Here is a 21,762-nt window from a genome sequence, read left to right on the forward strand (position 1 = left end):
GCGCGACCTCAAGAGGTGGCGCGCAATCGGTCGCGGTGCCGGGCCAGCCAGTAGGCGATCAGTGCCAGGGGCGTATTGGCAACCTGACGGGTATCGCAGAGTTCCAAGAGCGCGTCGAAAGACACCAGGTGCGCGCGGATGTCTTCGTGCTCTTCTTCCAACCCGCCGACACCGGCCACATCGTCGGGCAAATCCGCCAGGCCGACGAAACTGTAGTAAAACTCGGAAGAGTTGCCCGGTGAAGCGTAGGTCTCACCTACGGCGTGCAGGTCCCCCAGCTGAAGCCCCGCCTCCTCCATCGCTTCCCGGCGGGCGGCCTGTTCTGCCGTCTCGCCAGGGTCAAGGCGCCCGGCGACAGGCTCCAGCTGCCAGCAGGATGCATCCGCCCGCGCCAGCGGCCCCATGCGCATCTGTTCCACCAGCAAGACCCGATCCCGGACGGGGTCGTAGGGCAGCACCAGCGTCGCATCGGCCGCCAGGAAAACCGCACGCTTCACGGTCTCGGTCATCCGCCCGTCAAACCGTTCGTGCCGCAGGTCATATTCGTCGATGGCAAAGTAGTTAGCGTAGACACGTCGCTGTTCCGCGACCTCGATCCCACCCTTCAACGTGCCCGCGCCATGCCGGGACGTGCCTGTATTGAGTTGGGACCAAGCCCGCGCGCGGATCATCGGGAACATCCCTGCGATCTCCTCAGGAGGCTTGATTCCAAAATAGCCCATGACTTCGCGGGCCGCGATCACGCTGAGCGGACCCCAGTCACGCGCCCAGTCGTCCAATGACCAAGGCCCTTGCATTGTCCACAAACCAACGGGCGGCATATAAGCCCGCGCCGCACGACCATCTGCAAGAGTGACGTCGATCAGCACATAGCCAAAGGCTTTCTCGTAGTAGTCCAGCCGTGCGAGGTCGGCCTCCGTCACGCCGTCGGCAAGCACACCTTCGGCCTCACCCGCAGCATCTTCGGCAATGGTGGGGAACGGTCCTTCTGCAACCGCATGAATGCAGTATCCCGGCAGAACCGCCCCACTCAGGTCGATATGGTTGGTGTCCCCGACCACCGCTTCGATCAGCGCCGGATGGCGCAGCGTGCCAAAAAAGAACAGCGGTGTCATGGGATGGTTATCCTGCTCAGCGCCAGGTCCGCCAAGCGTACTCGGTGGCGAGGCCCGACAGAACGCCGCCCGCGACCATCGTGAAGATCACAAGCGGATTGATCAAAACAAGCCCGTATTCGGCCATGAACTTCACAATCGCCAGCAGGGCCTGAAACGCGTTGTTGTACCAATTGGCCATGGCCCGGTCGAACATCTGAACCGACGAGTGGATTAACAATCCCCAGAGGACAAGCACCAGCACACCGCCAAAACCGTTGTTAATCGCGGATGCCACACCGCGCCCTGCGCGCTTGCCCATGACTGTCCACCCCACAAAGGCGCCAATCGCCGGGTTCACATAGAGAAACCACCCGAAATCAGTGCTTTCCGGCATCAGCGGAATGACCTGGAAGGAAACGATAAGGGCGACAATGCTAATGCAGATGGCTGCAACTAATCGGGCTGCGTCGGGCATTTATCGTTCCTTCGTGCGTCCTGCGACCCTATCCCGGTCGCTTCACGGTAATCTGTGTTACATCACAGTTGGCACTTTCAAAGGTCGCAGCACAAGAGGTGAGGTAAAAATTCCACAATCGCCGGAACCGGTCGTCAAAGCCTAAAGTGCTGACCTGATCCCACTTTTCATTGAAGGTTTCATGCCAGCGGCGCAGTGTGATGGCATAGCTGCCACCGAACTCTATGGATTGCTCAACCGCAAGACCGGCCCGACCAATCTGGTCGCGCAGCGCCGACGGGCTTGGCAGCATGCCCCCCGGGAAGATGTATTTCTGAATGAAGTCGACACCGCGTTTGTAGACCGTCCAGCGTCGGTCTGCGACGGTGATGATCTGCAGGGTAGCGTTGCGCCCCGGCTTCAGCCGGTCGCGCAGCACCTCGAAATAGGTGGGCCAGTATCTTTCGCCAACGGCTTCGAACATCTCGATACTCGCAATCCCATCGTAGAGACCGGTTTCGTCCCGATAATCCTGCAGTTTGAAATTTACACTTCCGGAAAGACCCGCCTTTTCAATGCGTTCCTTTGCGTACTTGAACTGCTCTTCGGAAATGGTCAGCCCGGTCACCTTCAGACCGCGTTCCCGTGCGGCATATTCCGCGAACCCGCCCCAGCCACAGCCGATCTCCAGAATATGGTCGCCGGGCTGCGCGCCCATTTCATCCACCATGGATTTGTACTTGGCGATCTGCGCCTTTTCCGTGCTCTCCTGCCCGGTCTCAAACAGTGCAGAGGAATAGGTCATCGTGTCATCCAGCCAGAGCCCGTAGAATTCATTGCCCAGATCATAGTGATGGCTGATGTTGCGGCGCGCCTGTGCCTTGTGGTTGCGTTGCAGCCAAAAGCGCAGCTTTTCGAAGTTGCGCACCAGAGCCATGCCGGGAAAACCGTCGTAGATGTCTTCGTTGTCCGCGTGCACCAGATCCATGAAGGCCTGCAAATCCGGTGTCGACCACCATTCATCGAGATAGGCATCGCAGAACCCAAGATCACCCTCGCGGATCAATCGGGCAAAAAGATCGTTATTGTGCACCTGCAGTTCCGCAATCGGCCCGGGCGCCTTGCCGTCGGCCCGAAATCGCCGCCCATCAGGCAGCACGAAATCGACACGCCCGTAGTTCATCTGCTGCGCCATGGCAAAAACACGCGAGAAGTAGCGCGGCAGGTCTTTGTGGCCGTCGGTCGTGGTGAGGATCATGGTCATTCCGCTTTTCGTGCCTGACTGTAAGATACACGCAAAAGCGCGATCAAGAGTTTCAGAAGCCTTTGTTTTCATATGCATCGAGTGCGACTTTTCGGCCCTCATCGGCTGCTACAACCGGTGCGGGATATGACGCCTCGGGCGACAACGACCACCGGCGCGGGATCGCGTCAAAGTACGAGAGCGCATCCGGCGACGGCTGCGACATCCCTTCGGCAATCCAACGGCGGGTATAGTCTTCCTTGGTGTCAAATTTTTCCAGCTGGGTGACCGGGTTGAAAACGCGGAAGTAGGGCGTGGCGTCCGGGCCCGACCCCGCCGACCACTGCCAGCCCATCGCATTGCTGGCCGGATCCCAGTCAATCAGGCACTCCTCGAACCACGTCATGCCGATCCGCCAATGGGTCATGAGGTGCTTGGTCAGATAACTCGCCACGATCATGCGCCCGCGGTTGTGCATGCGGCCCGTCACATACATCTCCCGCATCGCCGCATCCACGAACCGCAGCCCGGTGCGCCCCTGTTTCCAGCGCTGAACGGCCTCCGTGTCGACGTCTTCGCGCCAGGGAAAGGCGTCCCAATCCTCTTTCCAGTTGTCCGTCAGGATGCGGGGCGTGTGATGCATCAGGTGATAGGCGAACTCGCGCCAGACCAGCTCCTTGAGGAAGGTCTCCGCGCCCCTCTTGCCCTCCTGCCGCGCGCGCAGGCCCGCGTGCCAGCATTGATGCGGGCTGATCTCGCCCAGGGCGAGATTTTCCGACAGCCCGGAGGTGCCGTCGACGCCCGGCAGGTTCCGGGTGGTGTCATAGTCGGCGACGATATCCTCGATGAACATCCCGAGCCGGTCCTGCGCGGCGGCTTCGCCCAGCCGCACATGCGGGCGGACCACATCGGCGCCACGGTTCATCGCCGCGCCCAGGTCCCAATCCTCCAAGGCGTCGCTCTCGGACCAGTTCTCCGGCGCGGCAAGCTGCGCAGGTGCCTCCAGCGGCGGCTCCACATCGCGGGTTTTCACCATGTTCCAGAACGGCGTGTAGACCTTGTAGAAACCGCCTGTCTTGGTCTCGACCGTCCAGGGTTCAAACATCAGGTGGCCGCCGAAGGACCGTGCCTCAACCCCCTGCTCTTTCAGCGTGGATTTCACGCGCGTGTCCCGCGCCACCGCGTCGGGATCGTAGAGCCGCGTCCAATAGACCGCACTGGCCCCCGTTTCCTTGACCAGCGCCTGCAGCGCCTCAAGCGCCGGGCCGCGCCGCAGGATCATCCGGCTGCCCTTGTCGGCAAGCGCGCGACCAAACGCCTCCAGACCCAGCCCAAGGCGCCACTTGGGGGCTGCGCCCAGCGCGGCAACGGCGTCATCATGGATGAAAACGGGTATCACGGGCCGTCCGGTGGAACAGGCTGCGTGCAGGGCCGGGTGATCGCTCAGCCGGAAATCCCGGCGAAACCAGACAAGAACAGGAGATGAGCTCACAGAGCGAAGCCTTTGCAATTCATTTCAAAAGCTACGCAAGTCCCTTCGCTTTGGATCACCGGCAAAGGTCACAGAACCGCGTCAAGCGCATTTAAAAGCTGATCGACCTCACCGGAGGTTGTATAATGGGTGAAACTGAGGCGCAGGACACCCAATTCGCTGTCCACACCCATGGCATCCAGCGCCCGCCCGGCGTAGAAATCGCCGCCGCCCGCCATGATGCCATGGGCGGCAAGCGCCTCTGCCACGGCCTCCCCCGGACGCGTCAGCGCCAATGCGACGGTCGGCGCCCGGCCAGAGGCAGTTTCCGGTCCGATCAGCCGCACGGAGTTGCGCGCCTTCATCGCCTCCAGCAGCGGCGTCAGCAACACCTCCTCATGGGCCCGCATCAGATCGTGCACCGCCTGGCCCCGCGCCTTGGGGTTCGCGTCGGTCCCGAAATGATGCGCATAGAGCGTATCGACATAATCCGCCATGCCGGCACAGGCGGCAATCTGTGCATGATCAGGCCCGGCGGGCGTGAAGCGTTTGTACAGCGCATCGCCATTGAAATGATGCCCCTGGTTGGGCAGCAGGTTGCCCAATGTGCGGCGCATGATCATCAGCCCCTGATGCGGCCCATAGGTCTTGTATGCAGAGAAGAGATAGATATCGGGGCCCAGCGCGCCCACATCCGGGAAGCCATGCGGTGCATAGGAGACGCCATCGACGCAAGTAAACGCCCCGGCGGCATGGGCCAGCGCGGTGATTTCGGTCACCGGATTGATCTCTCCCACCACGTTGGAGCAATGCGGGAAACAGACCAGCCGGACAGTGTCGTCCAGCAGATCCTCCAGATCCTCCGGGTCAAGATGCCCGGTCTCGGGGTTCAGCTGCCATTCGCGGATTTCAATCCCCCGCGCAGACAGTCTGCGCCAGGGGCCGGAGTTGGCCTCGTGATCCTGATTGGTGACCACGATCGCCTCGCCCGGCTGCATCATCTCGGCAAAGGCCTGTGCCAGCACGTAAGTGTTCTGCGTGGTCGAGGGACCAAAGCTCAGCTCGTCTGTCTCCACGCCCAGTATGGCAGCCATACGGGTGCGCGCCTCGTCCATCTCCGCCCCGCCCAGCTGGCTGGCCGGATAGGGCGCATAGGGCTGCACCTTGCGCTCGGTGTAGAAACGCGTCAGCCGGTCAATCACCGGCGCGCAGGTATAGGACCCACCCGCGTTTTCGAAAAAGGCCTGCCCCCGAAGCGATGGCACGTCAAAGGCCGGAAACTGGCTGCGTACGAAGTCTGTATCTAGTTTCATGCCCGCACCGTCCATCCTGTAGCGCAGCAGGTCAAGAACCCAAATTGCCCGGACGCCACGTCAAGCAAGCAGGGCATTGGTCGTTTCCAAACCAGAAGTGTCGCTGAATTGACACCGGTCCCATTATTCCTTTGTCACAGTCCCCGAACGCGTGGCATGCTCGCCCGTACCAAATGACTGGCGACTGCGCCTGACGAAACGTTTGGCGCATTCTCGACATCCGCTGGTCTGACCCCGATACCGGCCCGCACAGACGGCCGGATCGCAACAGAGAGAAAACCTATGTCTGTCAAACCGCCGTTTACGGAGCTTGAGATCAACACTCAGGACTCCGGTTTCTACGAAGGCTACAGCCTTCCGATCGCATTGATCTCAAAAGTCGGGATGGTGCTTCTGGTCCTCTGGGCCCTGGTCTTTCCTGCTGGTGCAGGGGCGATGCTGTCACAGATCAACAGCACGTTGCTGAACTCCTTTAACACCTTCTACATCATTTCCGTCGGTGCTTTCGCTTTCTTCCTGATCATCATCGCGCTGATCCCCTCGACCGGAAGCCGGGTGCTTGGCATACAGGGGCATAAGCCCGAGTTCAGTAACTTCAGCTGGTTCTCGATGATGTTCGGCGCCGGTCTGGGTGTCGGTCTGATGACTTTTGCAACGGCGGAACCCCTGGGCCTCTGGGGATCGAACCCCGTTGTTGTTGCAGGGGACGTATCCGGCAATACGCCCGAGGCACTGACCAGCACCTACCGCTACACCTTCCTGCATTACGGGTTTCACGCCTGGGCCATTTACGTGGTCACCGGGTTGAGCCTTGCCTATTACGCCTACACCCGCGGCATGCCACTGACGATCCGCTCGGCCCTGACGCCTCTGATCGGGCGTTTTGCCAATGGATTCTTCGGGCATATCATCGACGTGCTTGGCGTGGTTGCGACGATCCTCGGCGTGTCTGTGACCATCGGCTTCGGTGTCAGTCAGCTTGTCGACGGTGTCTATGCGATTACCGGAGCGGAGTGGATGATGGATACAAGCGGTGAGACCCCGCAGGCCACCAAGACCGGTCTGATTGCAGCGCTTGTGGTGATCATGGGCATGTCGATCATTTCGGCCGTATCGGGAGTCGGACGTGGGGTGAAATACCTGTCGAACCTGAACCTCGTGCTGTCGCTGATCCTGCTGCTCACCTTCATCATCTTCGGCTCATTCCTCTTTGCGATGACCACCTATGCCACGGCGCTGATCGACTATCTGATCGCCTTCGTGAACCTCAGTTTTGAGGCCTACGCACCGCTGAGCCAGGAGGCTTTTGCAGCCGTTGCGCCTGCCTCCGTGCAGGCCCTGCCTGCAGAGGAACTGGGCGCGGTCTACGCCGGAGCGACGAACCCCTGGGGCAGCCTTGACGGCTTCACCGGCGGTCTGGAGGGCGCAGCAGCCAGCCTGCCCGCTGCCGACCTTACCGCAGCCTATGACGCAGGTGACCAGGGGCGTCTCTTCGGCTGGCAGGCCGGGTGGACCACCTTCTACTGGGCCTGGTGGATCGCCTTCTCGCCCTTCGTGGGTCTCTTCCTCGCACGCATCTCCCGGGGCCGTACAGTGCGTGAATTCGTGCTCGGCGCGGTGATTGCTCCTGCGCTGGTGTGTTTTGCCTGGATGACCATTCTGGGCGGCACCGCCATCGACCTGGAGATCACCGGCGGCGCAGATGGCGCGATCATTGCCGCCTCCAACTCCGCGAAACTCTTCGTGACGCTGGAACAGATGCTCTCGGGCGGTCTGCTTCAGGGGCTGGTGATCATGTGCGTGGTCCTGATCATGACCTTCCTGGTGACCTCCGCGGATTCCGGCATACTGGTGATGAACACCATCATGTCTGGCGGCGCCGAGGAAACCGGTGTCAAGCACCGCATCATCTGGGGTGTGATCCTCACGCTGGTGATCGGTACACTGCTGTTGGCGGGCGGTGGCGGTCTCTCCGCCTTGCAGAACGCCATGATCATCGGCGCCCTGCCCTTTACCATGGTGATGGTGCTGATGGTGCTGTCGCTGATCAAGGCGCTCTTTAACGATGGCCGTCGCGAGAAAGCTGGCATTGCCGTAAGCGATCCTGACCCACAACCGGCAGAGTAAAACTCTACAAAACAACGAAAAGGCGCCCAACCCGGGCGCCTTTTTTATTACTGTTTGATGGGAATCGGAGCTTTTGAAAGTATTCGGCGACCTATTCCAAAATTGTGAAACCTATATCGCAAGGATCATCTGAACACGATCTTCGATATCTTCCATCAGGCTCTCGCCAGACCACCCGGCCCGCCCGCGAAACACGAATCCCTGCCGCATGTCATACATGAGCCGCCCCCGCAGCCGTGACGGGAAATCCGCGGGTAGAACGCCCCTTTGCTTTTCCAGATCAAAGCGCTGCGCAAGGCGAAGATCGGTGCCGTCGATCGCCTTTTCCATGCGCTCGTCAACGCCTTCCACCTGCCCGACACTGGTAGAGACACAGGAGGCAAGAAAGCAACCGCGTGTGCCGTCCCCAGGATCCGTGGCAGAGGAGATAACGCTGGTCAGAAAACCACGCACCGCCTTTTCGATATCGGGTTCCGCCTCGAACGCAACGATGGGCGCGCAGGCATCAACGTCCGCATAGCGATCTATCGTCTTCAAATAGAGCGCGCGTTTGTCCCCGAAGGCCGCGTACAGGCTCGGCCCGCTGATCCCCATCGCTCTGGTCAGGTCTTTCATCGACGCGCCGTCATAGCCCTTTGCCCAGAATACATTTATCGCCGCCATAAGCGCGTCGTTCTCATCAAAGCCACGCGGTCGTCCAATTCTTTTTGTATCGTTCATAATATAATTCTTGACTGCTTGTTTTTCATATATCTATATCGTTCGTTATAAATCCCAAAGCAAGGCCTCATCCCGCCCTCCCTCAACGCTGAGAAAGACGCCATGACCGAAGACATAAAAGTCACTGCCATCCGCGAAACCATCGAGGCCCTGATCGTCGCCGGCACGACATCCGACCTGAGAGGATTGGACAGAATTTACCACGACGATATGAAAATCCAGATGATAGATCCGGATAACAACCTGATTCAGCACGACAAAGACGGGTTCATCTCGATGTTGCAAGCGATGAATGACGACACCACCGGAAACCCGAACACCTGGGCCGAGTACCATGATATCGAAGCGTCAGGAAACGTCGGCCATGTGCTGATCACGCGCAAGGTGCATCTCGGAGGCGACGACAGGATCCTTGTGCCGAGCATTGATCTTTTGTTTGAGGATGATCGCTGGCAAGTGACCCGCGAGGTCATTTTTGCCCGTCCCGATCCCGTCTCAGCCGCCGCCTGATCACGCCCGATTGAACACCTCGGGGAACAGAACAGATGAAGACACTCACCCTTCTTGCAGCATTGAGCATGGCACCCGGTCTGGCACTTGCCGATACGCTTGCGGATTCGGCAGCCTCAAGCCTGACAGCCCTCAACAATACCTTCAATGCATCAGCCGCAAGCTCTGATGCGGATGCACTGGTCAGCCTCTACGCAGAAGACACGCTCTGGATTACGCAAGGTGTGCCCGTTCGCCATGGCCTTGCCGGACCACGCGAACTCTTTGACTTTGTGACGGAGAACGCAGGCAAGGTCACTCACACCATCGATCACCTTTTTGTTGCTGAAGATGCAACTCTCGCAGTCATGATCGGATCAGTCGAAGCCGTGATTGAAACTGCGGGGATGGACACAACAAGCACCTATCTCTTCGTGCTGCAACCCGAAGAAGACGGCTGGAAAATTGTCACCGACATGTGGCACCAGCACACAGAGTAAACCCGCACCTATGCACCGGCAATCCGGCAGGGGTGGCACGGTCAGTGACCACCTCCCGCCTTTTGGAACTGCTTAGGAGTTTACATCCACGACCACCCGGCCCTTGACCTGCCCTTTCAGGATATCCGCACCCAGCTGCGGCAAATCCCCAAGCGTTGCCGGGTGCACCATGGCCTCCAGCTTGTCCATGGGCAGATCAGACGCGATGCGCTTCCAGGCCCGCACCCTGTTTTCGTAAGGCTGCATGACGGAATCAATGCCGAGCAGGTTTACGCCACGCAGCAGAAAAGGGATCACTGTCGCAGGCAGGCCAGCGCCGCCAGCCAGGCCCACAGCCGAAACGGACGCGCCGTATTTCATCTGCCCCAGAACCCGTGCAAGCATCGCGCCTCCAACCGCGTCCACGCAACCCGCCCAGGTTTCCGCCTCAAGCGGTCGTTTGACGGTCTCGTTGATCTCTTCCCGTGCCACGATCTGCGTTGCCCCAAGCTCCTTCAGGTAATCGGCTGTTTCGGGGCGCCCGGTCACACCAGCAACCTCGTGCCCCAGATGGGCCAGAATCGCCGTAGCTACCGACCCGACACCCCCGGCGGCACCGGTCACCAGAACCGGGCCATCACCCACTTTCAGCCCATGGTCTTCCAACGCCATCACCGCGAGCATTGCAGTAAACCCGGCGGTTCCCACAGCCATGGCCCTGCGTGTATCCAGCCCATCGGGCAGCGGCACCAGCCAGTCCCCCTTGACCCGTGCCTTTTGCGCGTAGCCGCCCCAATGCGCCTCACCGACACGCCAGCCAGTCAGCAACACCTTGTCACCCGGCGCATAGCGATCATCGTCCGAGGCCTCGACGGTCCCGGCAAAATCGATCCCCGGCACATGCGGATAATTGCGTACCAGCCCACCACCCGGCCCAATGCACAGCCCATCTTTGTAGTTCACCGTAGAGTATTCAACAGCAACCGTGACATCCCCTTTCGGCAGTTGATCCTCACCGATCTCCTGCACAGCCGCCGACGTTTTGCCGCTTTCCTCATCCTTGCTCACCACAAGTGCCTTGAACATCTCACATCTCCCGATCCGGGGCACGCCCCTGCTTCATTGTTCTCCAAATATGCATGCACAAGCGATCCGCCAACGCACACTCGCCGTCAGGCCCAGAACCCCGGCTGCACAACGGCCTTGCGCATGCCATCCGGCGTCTCCACCTCCAGCTCCGTGCCACTGTCCCAGTGGGTCATGCGCACCATGCCAATGGCCACATTGGTCTCGAAGTCCGGGCTCCACGCAGCCGAGGTCACCTGCCCCACGCGCCGACCACCGCCAAAAAGCGGCCAGACCCGGTCACAGCCCGGCACCGGATTGCCCTCAATGGCAATCGCCTGCACCTGCTGCACCGGCCCCTCTTTGGCCACGCGCAACAGCGCGTCGCGACCGATACACCCAATGGCCGTCTGCGTGTCACAGAACCGCCCCAGCCCGCATTCATGCGGCGTGTTGTCATCGGTCATGTCATTACCATAGCTCAGAAGCCCGCCCTCGATCCGCTCGATGGCATTTGGGCAGCCCGCCCGCACGTTCAGGTCTTCGCCCGCCTTGAAAAGCGCGCTCCACAGTGGCATGCCCAGATCGCCGCCCTCCACGTAAATCTCGAAGCCCCCCTGTTTCGAATAGCCCGAGCGCGCAATCGCCAGCTCGCGCCCCTCGTATTCGAAAAGACCAAAGCGGAAGAAGCGCACGTCGCGGATGCTCTCGCCAAAGACCCGCGCCATCAGCTCTTCCGCCTTTGGCCCCTGCACCGCCAGCGGGCTCACATCCGGCTCGTCGATCAGCACATCCAGCCGCCAGCCATTGGCAATCCCTTTGACCCAGAGCAGCAAATCACTGTCGGCAATGGAAATCCACCAGCGATCCTCGGCCAGCTTCACCGCGACCGGGTCGTTGAGCATCCCGCCTGTCTCATCGACAATCGGCACGTAAAAACACCGCCCCGGCAACATACCCCTCAGATCGCGCGGGGTCAGCATCTGCATCAGCCGCGCCGCATCGGGTCCGCGCAACTCCACCTGCCGCTCGGCTGAGACATCCCAGACCTGTACGTGGTTCTTCAGATGGTGGTAATCGGCCTCCACACTCTCGAACACCGTGGGCAGCAGCATGTGGTTGTAGATCGTATAGGCTTTCACGCCCGCCGCCTCGACCCCGGCAGAGAACGGCGTACGGCGCAGCCGCCGCGACGGAGAGATCAGCGCCATCTCAGGCATCCTCTGGCATAAATGGAATGTCGGTGTCGTCGGTCTCCACCCCAAGTGCCGTCAAGGCTCCGTGCACCTGTCCACGGTGATGGGTCTGGTGGTTGAAGAAATGCACCACGCAGAGCGCATAAGACTTCGACATCTCCCGCCCCGCAGCACCCGACCACCAGGTCAGATCTCCATCGAACGCCTCATCGGCGACACCCGCGGCCCAACGGGTGATACGCGCGTCTACACCAGGGCGCTCTGCCATGAGTTCGGACCAAGCATAGGCGTTGCCCGTCTCATTCAAGGGCTTTGACGGCCCCTCACCCCCATCAAAGCGCGACATCCACATCAAGTCGCCCCACATCAGATGGCTCAGCGTCGCCCGGATCGACCCCCAAAACAGCCCCCGGTCTGCCTCCCGCGCCTCATCGCTCAACGACTCGACCGCCGCGAACATCCACCGGTTCTGCCAGGCGTTGTAGCGCGCCATCATCTGCGCATAAGTCGGGTCGATCACGGCTTGGGGCCTTTCCAGTCAATCGGGCAGATCTCGGCCGATTTTCCGCCGAAATCCCACACCCGGCCATAATCGCGCACCCGGCTTTTGAGCCCTGTGGCCGCGATGATGTCGGGACCCATCCAGTACTTCGAATTGCTCACCATCACCGGATGTTCCGGGTCCTTGCCGGCCACCATCTCGATCTCGCCCTGGATCTTGCGCCCGATCATGATCGACCGGCGATTGCCCTCGCGCACGATCTCGACGGGCGCGCGTTCCGCGCCGATGATCTCGCTCACCAGCATCGTAAAGAGCCCCGTGGTACCGCCCGCAGCACCTGAGAAAATCTGCAAGATCCCGTTATACGCCTTACCGCTCGCACGCTCATCGACATAGGCGGCCACCTTCCAGTTCCCCTCGCCCATACGCCCCGGTATGTCCACCAGAAGCCCGATGTTCAGACCGCCAAGGTCCTCACCCTCATAGTGCCCTTCATCAATGGCAATCGCCATCCAGGCGTGGCAATGCCCTTCGGTGGGCGGGTGTGCACCCAGGCTGACCACGCAGGGGCAAAACACCGTGCAGGAGCAGTTCAGAAACAGCTCGCCCTTGATCGCCCATTCCGTCGGGCTGGTCTGACGTCGCTTTGGGTTCGGCATCCGCTGGTCGATGCGCTGCGAAATCGGCAAGCGATCAGCATCCGCCTTCCTGTTCTTGGCCATTCTCTATCCTCCCAAGATCACCCAAAGACCTGCCGCACAGAGCAGCACACCCATGGGTTTTGTTACATAATGCCCGATCTGAGGCAGCTTCTCGATCACCATAAACAGGGTCGCCAGCCCCATCCACGCCAGGTTCATCACCCCGCCGACAAACCCCAGCGACATGAACCCCCAGCAGCAGCCAACGCAAAACGCGCCGAGCCCCAGTCCCATGCGCAACCCGCCCGCAAAACCGGTGCGCCAATGTCCGAGGAAGTACATCGCAGGTGCATGGCACACACCATGGCAGATTTCCTTGGCCCGCGTGAACTGGAACGCGCCCACGGCTAGCAGCAATCCGCCGGCGACCCACGGGCTGCGCGCGATCCCCAGCATGTCCACCACACCGCCAAAGAGCAGCACCAGTTGCGCGCCGGTGATCACGGCGGCAAACCCGACCCAGACGATGAAATACCCCAGCAGCACGCCCAGCCAGCCCGCGCGCGTTCCATTGGCACTCACCATCAGGTCCTCATAGGCCCGCAGCGTCGGCACCAGAGTCGGCAGCATCATCGCCGCCATCATGATCACCCACATCCAAAAGAGCGGCCCGAAATTCGCCATCGGCATATACATGGGCATGCGCGGATCCATCGCCGCCATGGCCTGCCCCTGCGGCCCCGGGCGGCCCAGCAGATCGAGGTCCATATCGACGCTCATCACATACATCACCCACCACGCCGCCAGAATGGCGGCGAAAAAGCCCAGCCAGAGGGTGGTGCGCAGGGTGGCGTGCATGAGTCGTCTTGTCTCCTTGCGATTCAAATGCCAGACAATTAGAACCCGGGCAAACATTAAATGTAAGACATATGAAAATCGATCCCAAGAACCCCGCCGACCTCTCCGCTCAGATTGCCGGGGCGATCCGCGATGCGATCATCTCGGGCGGTCTGATCGTCGACGAACGCCTGCCCTCAGAGGCAGAGCTGGCTGAGCAATTCGACGTCTCCCGCCCGACGGTGCGCGAGGCACTGAAACGGTTGGCGGCGCAGTCGCTGATCCGCACGCAACGCGGCGCCACGGGCGGCGCCTTTGTCAATCGGCTGAGTTTTGAGGCGGCGCAACCACAGCAGATCACCACCTCGACCCTGCTGCTCAGCATGAACGCCGTAAGCTTCGAGACCGCCTGCGAGGCGCGCTATGCGCTGGAGCGGGCCTGCGCGCCTCTCTCCGCCGAACGACGCACCCCTGACCATCTGGCCACTATGCGCGCTGAGATTCACCGCCAGTCGCAGCCAGGCCTGACGGACGAAGCCTTCTGTGCCTCCGATGTGGCCTTTCACCGGGCGCTCGTCGATGGCGCAGGCAACCCGGTGCTGTCCTATCAGCTGGCCGGTGCGGTCGAGGCGATGCAGCCGCTGATGAACATGATTACTTTTACCGCCCGCGACCGCGCGCGCATCATCACACTGCACACGGATATCGCCGATGCGGTGGAGGCTGGTGACGGCGCGACAACGCTGGCCGCCCTGACCGCGCTGGAAACCGAAACCCAGGACCTGGCGCAAAGCGTCTTTGCGGCCCGCGCGGCACGCAGCTGACGCCGGTACGCCGGAACCCGCCGCTCGGGCACGTCAAGCCTGCAGATTTATGCCGCCGCCGGACCTGCCTGTTTCAAACAGGCATATCTGACACTACCTGTGATTGAACACCGCCCCCGCGGCCGCCGTAAATGAGACAGGTGCACAGATGATCACACTCGACTTCACCACCCCGATTTCTGACCCAAGGCGCAGCGCCTTTGCTCGTGCCGCCAACCGCTGGGACGCGATCATCGACACTGCCTTCGAACCCATCCAATTTGAGGGCCGCCAACTCGACGGTTTGCTCATAGAAGTCTCCATCGCCCCCATCGACGGGCCGGAGGGCGTGCTGGGTCAGGCCGGGCCGACCGCCCTGCGTCCGGGGTCGGAGTTGCCGGTGGCAGGCATCATGCAGTTCGACACCGCCGATGTCGAACGACTTGAGACAAACGCCAGTTTTGAGGACGTGGTGCTGCACGAGATGGCGCATGTGCTTGGGTTCGGCACGCTCTGGACGCGCGCAGGGCTGGTAGAGGCCAGTGGCACAAATGACCCGCGCTTCCGCGGCGGCGAGGCGATCCGCGAATATCAGGCGCTTGGCGGTACCGGTGCGGCCGTGCCCATCGCCAATACCGGCGGTGCAGGCACCCGCGAAGGCCACTGGCGCGAGCTGGTGTTTGGAGACGAATTGCTCACCGGATTTCTCTCCGGCGCCCAGCGTCCGATCAGCCGCCTCTCCATCGCCTCCTTCCAGGATCTGGGATACGCAGTCGATCTGAGCACTGCCGACGCCTACGCCCTGCCCGATTTTCGTGCGTTGGCCGAGATGGGGATCACCGAAGCCGTGCGGATCTGCGATCTCTGCCGCATGGGGCGACCGGAGCCTGTGGTCCTGCAGTGACATCTTGCCAAGGGCCGGCACCCCGCTAGGTCTGGCATCATGACCGATATCGTGAACATCACTGCCAGCCTGCTGACGATCGCCTTCGGGCTCTTTGGATTTGTCGCCCCGCGCTACACCGCCGCCGCGCTTGACCTCGCACCGACCACCAGCACTATGGGGCTGAGCGAGATGCGTGCCTCCGTCGGCGGGCTCTTTGTGGTGGCGGGACTTGCGGCGCTCTGGCTGGATGACTCGGTGGCCTACGCGATGATCGGTTTTGCTTTCCTCGGTGCCGCTATCGGGCGCGGCCTATCGCTGATCTTTGACAACCCACCGCGCCGCAAGGTGCTGGTCTTTGGCGGGATCGAGGTCGCTCTTGCCGTGGCCTTCCTGCTCGCCAATCCGATCTGAGATTGCGCAGACAGGCGCCTGCCGTTCGATTGCAGACCGCAAATCACTTGATGTGGGATTTACGACTAACTTTAAAAAGTGGGTATTACCTTCTGAATTTATTTAAAAATTGACCGTTTGCGCGGCAACGTGGCCATCTTCTAACCCTGCGGCTTGCCTCTTGAGATTTGCCGTCAATACGCCTATATCTGCGGTGTCCTTCGGGACTATGGACATAAACGCGCTCGTAATAAGCGGATCGGACCCGGGGGCGGTACCCGGCGACTCCACCACAATCCTTCATTTGGGGATCATGGGGTCGAAACAGGATCGACGAACGTCTAAAGGGGTTTGCTTTGTCTCGGCTGTCTGCCACCGTTATCGGCGAAACATGTACAATTGCAAATGACAATCGTGCTCCAGTAGCAATGGCCGCGTAAGCGACCTGAGATACTGAAACCTAACTCCTTGCGTTTAGCGACGTAAGGCGGGGTTCGCAGGCACCTGGCAACAGAAGCCTGCACTTTTCTTCATTGCTGCTAACCGTATGATTTTCAATCATTTTGACTTTCCACTTTTCCAGTGCTTTACAATCTTCTCTTCCTTGTGTTCCCGCAAGTCCCTCAGAACCACTTGGCCGTTGGCCTTCCGATCCGCATATCGGCGGTAATGCTCGATCATCTCTACTGACGTCCCAACCATGTCGGAGATCTGCAGCGCAGTATAACCTTCGCCTCTCAATCTGATCACCGCGTTAGCGCGCAACCCGTGAGGCACAGCGCCTTCAAGGATTGGATACTTCTTCCGCTCCCGGTCAAAAGCCATCCACATTTGGTCGGGGCTGAAAGGTTTGCCTTTGCTTTTTCCGTGTCCCTGCAGAAGGTATGGGCTAGGTCGGCGCTCCCAAGTTGCCATCTCGGCCTCAAGTTCAGGAAAGATGGGGCACCAAGGCATCACCCCCGTCTTTTTTGAGGTAGGCTAAAGCCTCCATCATCCTCATCATTCGGGTTACGTCGAACCACGTCGCTGATGCGCTGGCCAGTATAGCGGCTGAGATAGTAAAAGCGGCGCAAGACACCCGAAAATGTCTTCTCTGCGAATGCAAGCTGATCGGCTGTCCAAGGTTTGTGACCTTCACCCTTAGCAAATCGCTCAACACCTTGTGTGGGATCGTGTGTAAGAAGCTCCACAGGACCGTTCGCCCAAGCCGACATCGCCTTGATCGCGTCCTGAACATTGTTCGCGACTCCGGGTTTCTCAGTACCAATCTTTCGAACCAGCGCATCTACATGACGTGGCCGCACCTCATGTGCAGGTAGGTTGCCCTAAGCAACGCGGGCGGGCTTGAGGTAGCGCCACTGGGAAGCCGCAAACCGTACTCTCTAGGAGGATCGAAGATCGTACCCCGAATCGTCTGTGTGATCAGAGCAATCTGGGCAAATTGTTCAAGTTCAGCCGCCGCCCTCAGCCCGATGTTCTGGATTGCGGCATCTTCAGCGTCTTCCGACACGCGCAAGTGCAACTTGAGCTGGTCCAGATCAAACGGCAGTGCGGCGTTTTCCTCTATCCGGTGGACAAGCATCTTCATGCTGAAATCTCCACTTCGCTGATGTGATTGCGGAAGGCCATTTGCTCCGCAGGCGGGAGAGCCTCGTAAGCCGCAAGGGCGTACGCCTTGCATTCTGCCCGGCTGGCAATGCTGGCCCACCAGCGCGCGTCGTTCATCGGTGTCAGGAGCGGATGCAGCGGGCTACCCGCTGCCGTCAGAGCTGTCTCGGCGACTGCTCGGGCGTCATCTTCGGAGAGCGAGGTCAGTGCAGCATACGCCAATCCACCGCGCTCTCGCGCGTCCAGTCGAATTGCCGCAATGCCGGAAAGTTTAAGCCCGGCTTCAGAGCTGCCGACGGCCAGCGCATAGCCCACAACACGCGCCATGCGCTTATGGTCAGCTCTCACGTACTTGGATGAATTTGGGAGCTTTTTACAACTTGCTGTTTTGTTCTGCCTTTGCTTGCGCGTGTTCTGGTCAGCGCTGGAAAACACATGGTTTTGAGGAATAAGCGAAATGTCCGATTTAAGCCGAAGCCTGCACTACTCTTCTCTCTCAATTCACTAGGTTTCGCCAAGCGTTAAGGGTTCCTCAACGCGCGATGGGTACATTGGTATCAGAAGAATTCGAGGCCATGTCGTGACCAAAGCCGACATTCTGAAAAACTGGTACAAGGCCGTCTGGGAAGAGGGTCAGTTCGATGTTGTCGACGACTATTTTGTGCAGGAGCCGCACGACCAGTACATCGTCCAGAACCTCGGAATTGAGCCATCTGAAATTCGCGAATGGGTCTCTGTGCTACGCAGTTTCGTGACCGATATCCGGGTCGACATGGTGCATTCCATTGAGGAAGGCGATTGGCTCAGCGCCATGCTGGAGATCAACTGCCGCACCGTCGCAACGCACAAACCTGTCAAGGTCTATCAGCAGATCATGCTGCGGTTCGACGGTGATCGCAAAGCCGAAAGCTATCCCTGCTTTGACTTCATCCGCTTCTTTGAACAGCTCGGACAATTGCCGGAAAACACCCATGCGCTGCTGCTGGGCGGCACCGTCCTGCGCTGAAAAATCCGCATTGACCTGACATCTCGATCCATGGCACCCCTGCGATATGGGGAGTTCGCGATCGCCCCGTGAGGCTCAGGCCCAAGTATCGCATCCTGTTGACGTACCAAAAGGATGCTTTTCATGGCGCAATTCGCCTCTATTTCCCCGACCGCTCTCATGCGTCTCATCGGCACACCGCAGGCCCCTGTTGTGATCGACGTCTGCATCGATGACGATTTCCAGGATGACCCGTATCTGGTGCCCACGGCGCGGCGGTGTCCACACAAGGAGGTAGGCGCGCTGTCGCCGGATCTCATCGGCAAACGGGTGATTGTGATCTGTCAGAAAGGCCTCAAGCTCAGCCATGGGGCCGCCGCCGTCATGCGGGCGCGAGGCGTCTCCGCCGAAGTGCTTGAAGGCGGCAACCAGGGCTGGCAAGCTGCGGGGTTGCCACGGCTGCCCGCCGATGCTCTCCCCACGCGCATGCCCGGCAGTCGCTGGGTCACCCGCTGGCATCCCAAGATCGACCGCATCGCCTGCCCCTGGCTGATCCGCCGGTTTATCGACCCGCAGGCCGAATTTCTCTTTGTGCCTCCGTCCGAGGTCACAGCCGTCGCCGAGAAATTCGAGGCCACCGCCTTCGACACCGTCGGCGCGCGCTGGAGCCATGACGGCCCGCGCTGCACCTTCGATATGATGTGCACTGGCTTCGGCCTGAGCACGCCCGCGCTGGAAAAGATGGCTGAGGTCATACGCGCAGCGGACACCAATACGCTGTCGCAGGTGCCCGAGGCCGCTGGGCTGCTGGCCCTGTCCATCGGTCTGTCGCGCGGATTTCGCGATGATCTGGCGCAGCTGGAAGCGGGCATGGTGCTCTACGACGCGCTCTACCGCTGGGCGCGTGACGGCCAGAGCGAAACCCACGACTGGCAGCGAGAGGCGGCGCAATGACCCCGCCCGGCACGGGCGCATTACTGCGCGTCTTCGGGCGCATCGGCCTGCTGTCCTTCGGTGGCCCTGCCGCACAGATCGCGCTGATGCATCGGGAGTTGGTTGAAGAGCGTGGCTGGCTGACCGAAGATGGATTCCTGCGGGCGCTGTCGCTGTGCATGCTGCTGCCGGGACCGGAAGCGATGCAGCTTGCAACCTACGCGGGGTGGCGATTGCGCGGCACGCTTGGAGGCCTGATCGCAGGGCTTCTCTTCGTGCTGCCGGGCGCGCTGGTGATCCTGATGCTGGCGCTGGGGTACGCGCTCTATGGGCAAGTCCCCCTGGTGCAGGCGGCCTTTGCGGGCATCAAGGCCGCCGTCATCATCATCGTGCTGCAGGCCCTGCTTAAAGTGGCGCGCAAGGCCCTGACCACAGGCAGCGCGATGGTGCTCGCCGGGGCCGCATTTCTGGCCCTCTTTGCCCTCGGCCTGCCCTTTCCCCTGATCATCCTGCTTGCGGCCCTCTACGGTGCCGCGACGCAAAACGGCACACCACCCGAGACAGAGGCGGTACCCTCCACACGGCCGCGCAGCCTGCAAACCGTCGCTATCTGGGGCACCCTCTGGGCGTTGCCGGTGCTGGCGGTCTGGATCGCGGATCAGACATTCCTGACGCAGATCGCGCTCTTTTTCTCGAAACTGGCCGTGGTGACCTTTGGCGGGGCCTATGCGGTGCTGGCCTATATGACGCAGACCGTGGTGCAGGACTACGGCTGGATCACCACACCGCAGATGATCGACGCGCTCGGGCTTGCCGAAACGACACCCGGTCCGCTGATTCTGGTGACCGAATTCGTGGCGCTGCTGGCGGGATATGCCCAAGGCGGGATCGGCATGGCCATCGCCGCCGGAGCCTTGACGCTCTGGGTCACCTTCACACCCTGCTTTTTGTGGATTTTTCTCGCGAGCCCCTACCTCGACCTGATCTCAACCAAACCCCGCCTCTCCGCAGCCCTCGCCGCCATCACCGCCGCCGTCGTTGGGGTAATCCTGAACCTCGCGATCTGGTTTGCGATGCACGTGCTGTTTGAGCGGGTCGGAACGTCGGACTGGCATGCCGCCCAGGTGCCGGAAATCGCCTCCCTGAACATCTCTGCCCTGATCCTGACCATCCTCGCGGCAGGGCTGCTCCTGGGTCTCAAGCGCGGAATGGTCGAAACGCTGGCACTCATGGCGCTGGCAGGCCTTCTTTTCAGCGCTTTCTGAGTGGCGCCCTAATTCCGCATGCACCCTCTTTCCTCTGCGCGGGAATCGGCTATGATTTAAGTTAACATCCCGTACAGCTCAGAGGATCACGATGGGCCGCAGCATTGATTATGGCAACCTGATGCATGAGGCCATGCGTGGCCTCATCCGTAAAGTGCTGCAAGATGTGTCTGACAACGGCTTGCCCGGCGCGCACCATTTCTTCATCACCTTCGACACCAGCCATCCAGATGCGGAACTGGCCGACTGGCTGTCGGATCGCTACCCCGGTGAGATGACCGTGGTGATGCAGCACTGGTATGACAAGCTGGACGTGGCCGACGACGGGTTTTCCGTCACGCTGAACTTCGGAGATGCGCCGGAGCCGCTTTATATCCCCTATGACGCGATCAAGACCTTTGTTGATCCGTCGGTCGAGTTTGGCCTGCGTTTCGAGACCCAGGGCGAGGAGGAGGACGCACCCTCTGCGCCCGATCTGGCCGCAGCTCCCTTGCCTGCCGTCAAGCCGGACGACAAGCTGCCAGTGAAAGCTGACGAAGAAAAAATCGAGAAGAAACCGCAGGATGCGGAGATTGTCTCGCTCGACAGCTTCCGCAAATAAGCGCTACTGCTTTTCCAGAAACGTGGACACGGTGCGCTGGATTTCTCCATTCCGCACGCTTTTGTAGTCGAGATCGAGCCCGCCAACCGCCAGCGTACGGTTGAATTGCTGGATCTCATAGCCGCCGTCGTCTGCGACGAAAAGCGAATAGACGCTCAGCGTGTCCCCGTCGATCCGGCTCCAGACATAAGGCTCGCCCTTCATCGGATCCAGCTGCACGTCGTGGCCGAAGACATTGCGCTTCATGGCGGAGGCATAGACGTCACCGCGATCCGACGGCACGAATTCGATCTTGTAGGACTTGTCCTTGGTGGAGCCGTCGGGCCGGTATGTCGTGGAGGTCCAGGCGACAGAGAAACCCGCCTTGGTTTCCGAGATTTCGACGCTCATATCGCGCTTTTGCGAGCTGCCGTCCGCCAGGGAGACTTTGGCAGAGCCATAGTAGCTGCCGACAAACCGTTCGATGTCGGCCTGTGCAGTCACCGCCATGCTGAGCAGGACCAAGGCTGCCAGGAACCGCGCACAAAGCCACAAAGACGGTTGGTACACAGCTCTCATCAGGATAGTCCTTTTGCCAACGCACAGCGACGACACGGCAGAAACGCCGCGACTTCCCCTTGATAGATAACATTCTTCTGCGCCTATTCAACGGCCATC

At 60.5% G+C, this 21,762-nt stretch carries 25 protein-coding genes and 1 other RNA gene; 11 read left to right on the forward strand and 15 right to left on the reverse strand.

Translation table 11 applies throughout. The annotated features are described in order from the left end of the window. Positions 1-8 precede the first annotated feature (8 nt). The 5 genes from Q1A52_RS20085 to Q1A52_RS20105 form a co-directional block, all read right to left on the reverse strand. Positions 9-1,115 (reverse strand): NUDIX domain-containing protein, encoded by a 1,107-nt coding sequence (locus Q1A52_RS20085; RefSeq protein WP_300019381.1) that lies wholly within the window; start codon positions 1,113-1,115, stop codon positions 9-11. 16 nt (positions 1,116-1,131) lie between these two features. Next, a complete protein-coding gene (locus tag Q1A52_RS20090; RefSeq protein ID WP_300019383.1) occupies positions 1,132-1,572 on the reverse strand; it encodes a TrgA family protein in 441 nt (146 codons plus the stop codon). A 28-nt stretch (positions 1,573-1,600) separates the two neighbouring features. Continuing rightward, positions 1,601-2,809: a cyclopropane-fatty-acyl-phospholipid synthase family protein gene (locus Q1A52_RS20095; protein WP_300019535.1), complete on the reverse strand. Its 1,209-nt coding sequence runs from the start codon at positions 2,807-2,809 to the stop codon at positions 1,601-1,603. A gap of 58 nt (positions 2,810-2,867) precedes the next feature. Continuing rightward, positions 2,868-4,286 (reverse strand): deoxyribodipyrimidine photo-lyase, encoded by a 1,419-nt coding sequence (locus Q1A52_RS20100; RefSeq protein WP_300019385.1) that lies wholly within the window; start codon positions 4,284-4,286, stop codon positions 2,868-2,870. A gap of 68 nt (positions 4,287-4,354) precedes the next feature. Beyond that, complete coding sequence (locus tag Q1A52_RS20105; RefSeq protein ID WP_300019387.1) at positions 4,355-5,578, reverse strand: aminotransferase class V-fold PLP-dependent enzyme; 1,224 nt, start codon at positions 5,576-5,578, stop codon at positions 4,355-4,357. 282 nt (positions 5,579-5,860) lie between these two features. Between Q1A52_RS20105 and Q1A52_RS20110 the strand changes: the two genes are divergently transcribed. After that, entirely contained in the window at positions 5,861-7,705 is a 1,845-nt protein-coding gene (locus Q1A52_RS20110; protein WP_300019389.1) for a BCCT family transporter, read from the forward strand. A gap of 111 nt (positions 7,706-7,816) precedes the next feature. On the opposite strand, the gene Q1A52_RS20115 is transcribed toward Q1A52_RS20110, so the two are convergent. Continuing rightward, a complete protein-coding gene (locus Q1A52_RS20115; protein ID WP_300019391.1) occupies positions 7,817-8,425 on the reverse strand; it encodes a TetR/AcrR family transcriptional regulator in 609 nt (202 codons plus the stop codon). A gap of 102 nt (positions 8,426-8,527) precedes the next feature. On the opposite strand from Q1A52_RS20115, the gene Q1A52_RS20120 reads away from it, so the two are divergent. Both Q1A52_RS20120 and Q1A52_RS20125 read left to right on the forward strand, forming a co-directional pair. Continuing rightward, the gene (locus Q1A52_RS20120) at positions 8,528-8,935 is read left to right on the forward strand and encodes a hypothetical protein (RefSeq protein WP_300019393.1); all 408 of its coding nucleotides are present in this window, start codon (positions 8,528-8,530) and stop codon (positions 8,933-8,935) included. Positions 8,936-8,970: 35 nt separating this feature from the next. After that, on the forward strand, positions 8,971-9,414 hold the full coding sequence (locus tag Q1A52_RS20125; protein ID WP_300019395.1) for a nuclear transport factor 2 family protein: 444 nt from the start codon (positions 8,971-8,973) through the stop codon (positions 9,412-9,414). A gap of 72 nt (positions 9,415-9,486) precedes the next feature. Here Q1A52_RS20125 and acuI read toward each other — a convergent pair whose 3' ends face one another. The 5 genes from acuI to Q1A52_RS20150 all read right to left on the reverse strand — a co-directional run bounded on the left by acuI (position 9,487) and on the right by Q1A52_RS20150 (position 13,655). After that, the gene (gene acuI, locus Q1A52_RS20130) at positions 9,487-10,479 is read right to left on the reverse strand and encodes an acryloyl-CoA reductase (RefSeq protein WP_300019397.1); all 993 of its coding nucleotides are present in this window, start codon (positions 10,477-10,479) and stop codon (positions 9,487-9,489) included. Between the two features lie 86 nt (positions 10,480-10,565). Continuing rightward, positions 10,566-11,669 (reverse strand): dimethylsulfoniopropionate demethylase, encoded by a 1,104-nt coding sequence (locus Q1A52_RS20135; protein WP_300019399.1) that lies wholly within the window; start codon positions 11,667-11,669, stop codon positions 10,566-10,568. A 1-nt stretch (position 11,670) separates the two neighbouring features. Further along, complete coding sequence (locus tag Q1A52_RS20140) at positions 11,671-12,174, reverse strand: DinB family protein (RefSeq protein WP_300019401.1); 504 nt, start codon at positions 12,172-12,174, stop codon at positions 11,671-11,673. Beyond that, a complete protein-coding gene (locus Q1A52_RS20145) occupies positions 12,171-12,878 on the reverse strand; it encodes a DUF1326 domain-containing protein (RefSeq protein ID WP_300019403.1) in 708 nt (235 codons plus the stop codon). The genes Q1A52_RS20140 and Q1A52_RS20145 overlap by 4 nt, the downstream gene beginning before the upstream one ends. Before the next feature lie 3 nt (positions 12,879-12,881). After that, positions 12,882-13,655 carry a DUF2182 domain-containing protein gene (locus Q1A52_RS20150; protein WP_300019405.1) on the reverse strand — a complete coding sequence of 258 codons (774 nt, stop codon included), beginning with the start codon at positions 13,653-13,655 and terminating at the stop codon, positions 12,882-12,884. A gap of 71 nt (positions 13,656-13,726) precedes the next feature. Between Q1A52_RS20150 and Q1A52_RS20155 the strand changes: the two genes are divergently transcribed. From Q1A52_RS20155 to ssrA, 4 genes are all read left to right on the forward strand, one after another. Continuing rightward, the gene (locus tag Q1A52_RS20155; protein ID WP_300019407.1) at positions 13,727-14,458 is read left to right on the forward strand and encodes a FadR/GntR family transcriptional regulator; all 732 of its coding nucleotides are present in this window, start codon (positions 13,727-13,729) and stop codon (positions 14,456-14,458) included. A gap of 148 nt (positions 14,459-14,606) precedes the next feature. Next, a complete protein-coding gene (locus Q1A52_RS20160; RefSeq protein ID WP_300019409.1) occupies positions 14,607-15,341 on the forward strand; it encodes a leishmanolysin-related zinc metalloendopeptidase in 735 nt (244 codons plus the stop codon). Between the two features lie 39 nt (positions 15,342-15,380). After that, positions 15,381-15,734 carry a DUF4345 family protein gene (locus tag Q1A52_RS20165; protein ID WP_300019411.1) on the forward strand — a complete coding sequence of 118 codons (354 nt, stop codon included), beginning with the start codon at positions 15,381-15,383 and terminating at the stop codon, positions 15,732-15,734. Between the two features lie 156 nt (positions 15,735-15,890). Next, positions 15,891-16,238, forward strand: a transfer-messenger RNA (tmRNA) gene (gene ssrA / locus Q1A52_RS20170). Positions 16,239-16,271: 33 nt separating this feature from the next. Here ssrA and Q1A52_RS20175 read toward each other — a convergent pair. The 3 genes from Q1A52_RS20175 to Q1A52_RS20185 form a co-directional block, all read right to left on the reverse strand. Further along, positions 16,272-16,538: a hypothetical protein gene (locus tag Q1A52_RS20175; RefSeq protein ID WP_300019413.1), complete on the reverse strand. Its 267-nt coding sequence runs from the start codon at positions 16,536-16,538 to the stop codon at positions 16,272-16,274. 460 nt (positions 16,539-16,998) lie between these two features. Continuing rightward, complete coding sequence (locus Q1A52_RS20180; RefSeq protein ID WP_300019415.1) at positions 16,999-17,301, reverse strand: hypothetical protein; 303 nt, start codon at positions 17,299-17,301, stop codon at positions 16,999-17,001. Continuing rightward, positions 17,298-17,648, reverse strand: a complete 351-nt coding sequence (locus tag Q1A52_RS20185; protein ID WP_300019417.1) for a hypothetical protein — start codon at positions 17,646-17,648, stop codon at positions 17,298-17,300. Before Q1A52_RS20185 ends, Q1A52_RS20180 begins: the two co-directional genes overlap by 4 nt. Before the next feature lie 253 nt (positions 17,649-17,901). On the opposite strand from Q1A52_RS20185, the gene Q1A52_RS20190 reads away from it, so the two are divergent. From Q1A52_RS20190 to Q1A52_RS20205, 4 genes are all read left to right on the forward strand, one after another. Beyond that, positions 17,902-18,327: an ester cyclase gene (locus Q1A52_RS20190; protein ID WP_300019419.1), complete on the forward strand. Its 426-nt coding sequence runs from the start codon at positions 17,902-17,904 to the stop codon at positions 18,325-18,327. A gap of 123 nt (positions 18,328-18,450) precedes the next feature. After that, the gene (locus Q1A52_RS20195; protein ID WP_300019421.1) at positions 18,451-19,260 is read left to right on the forward strand and encodes a chromate resistance protein ChrB domain-containing protein; all 810 of its coding nucleotides are present in this window, start codon (positions 18,451-18,453) and stop codon (positions 19,258-19,260) included. Further along, positions 19,257-20,504 (forward strand): chromate efflux transporter, encoded by a 1,248-nt coding sequence (gene chrA, locus Q1A52_RS20200; protein ID WP_300019423.1) that lies wholly within the window; start codon positions 19,257-19,259, stop codon positions 20,502-20,504. The genes Q1A52_RS20195 and chrA overlap by 4 nt, the downstream gene beginning before the upstream one ends. 91 nt (positions 20,505-20,595) lie before the next feature. Then, positions 20,596-21,105, forward strand: a complete 510-nt coding sequence (locus Q1A52_RS20205) for an SspB family protein (RefSeq protein ID WP_300019425.1) — start codon at positions 20,596-20,598, stop codon at positions 21,103-21,105. Between the two features lie 3 nt (positions 21,106-21,108). Here Q1A52_RS20205 and Q1A52_RS20210 read toward each other — a convergent pair whose 3' ends face one another. Beyond that, positions 21,109-21,663 (reverse strand): hypothetical protein, encoded by a 555-nt coding sequence (locus tag Q1A52_RS20210; protein WP_300019427.1) that lies wholly within the window; start codon positions 21,661-21,663, stop codon positions 21,109-21,111. Positions 21,664-21,762 lie beyond the last annotated feature (99 nt).

Source organism: uncultured Roseobacter sp. (assembly GCF_947488185.1).
Taxonomy (GTDB): Bacteria; Pseudomonadota; Alphaproteobacteria; order Rhodobacterales; family Rhodobacteraceae; genus Roseobacter.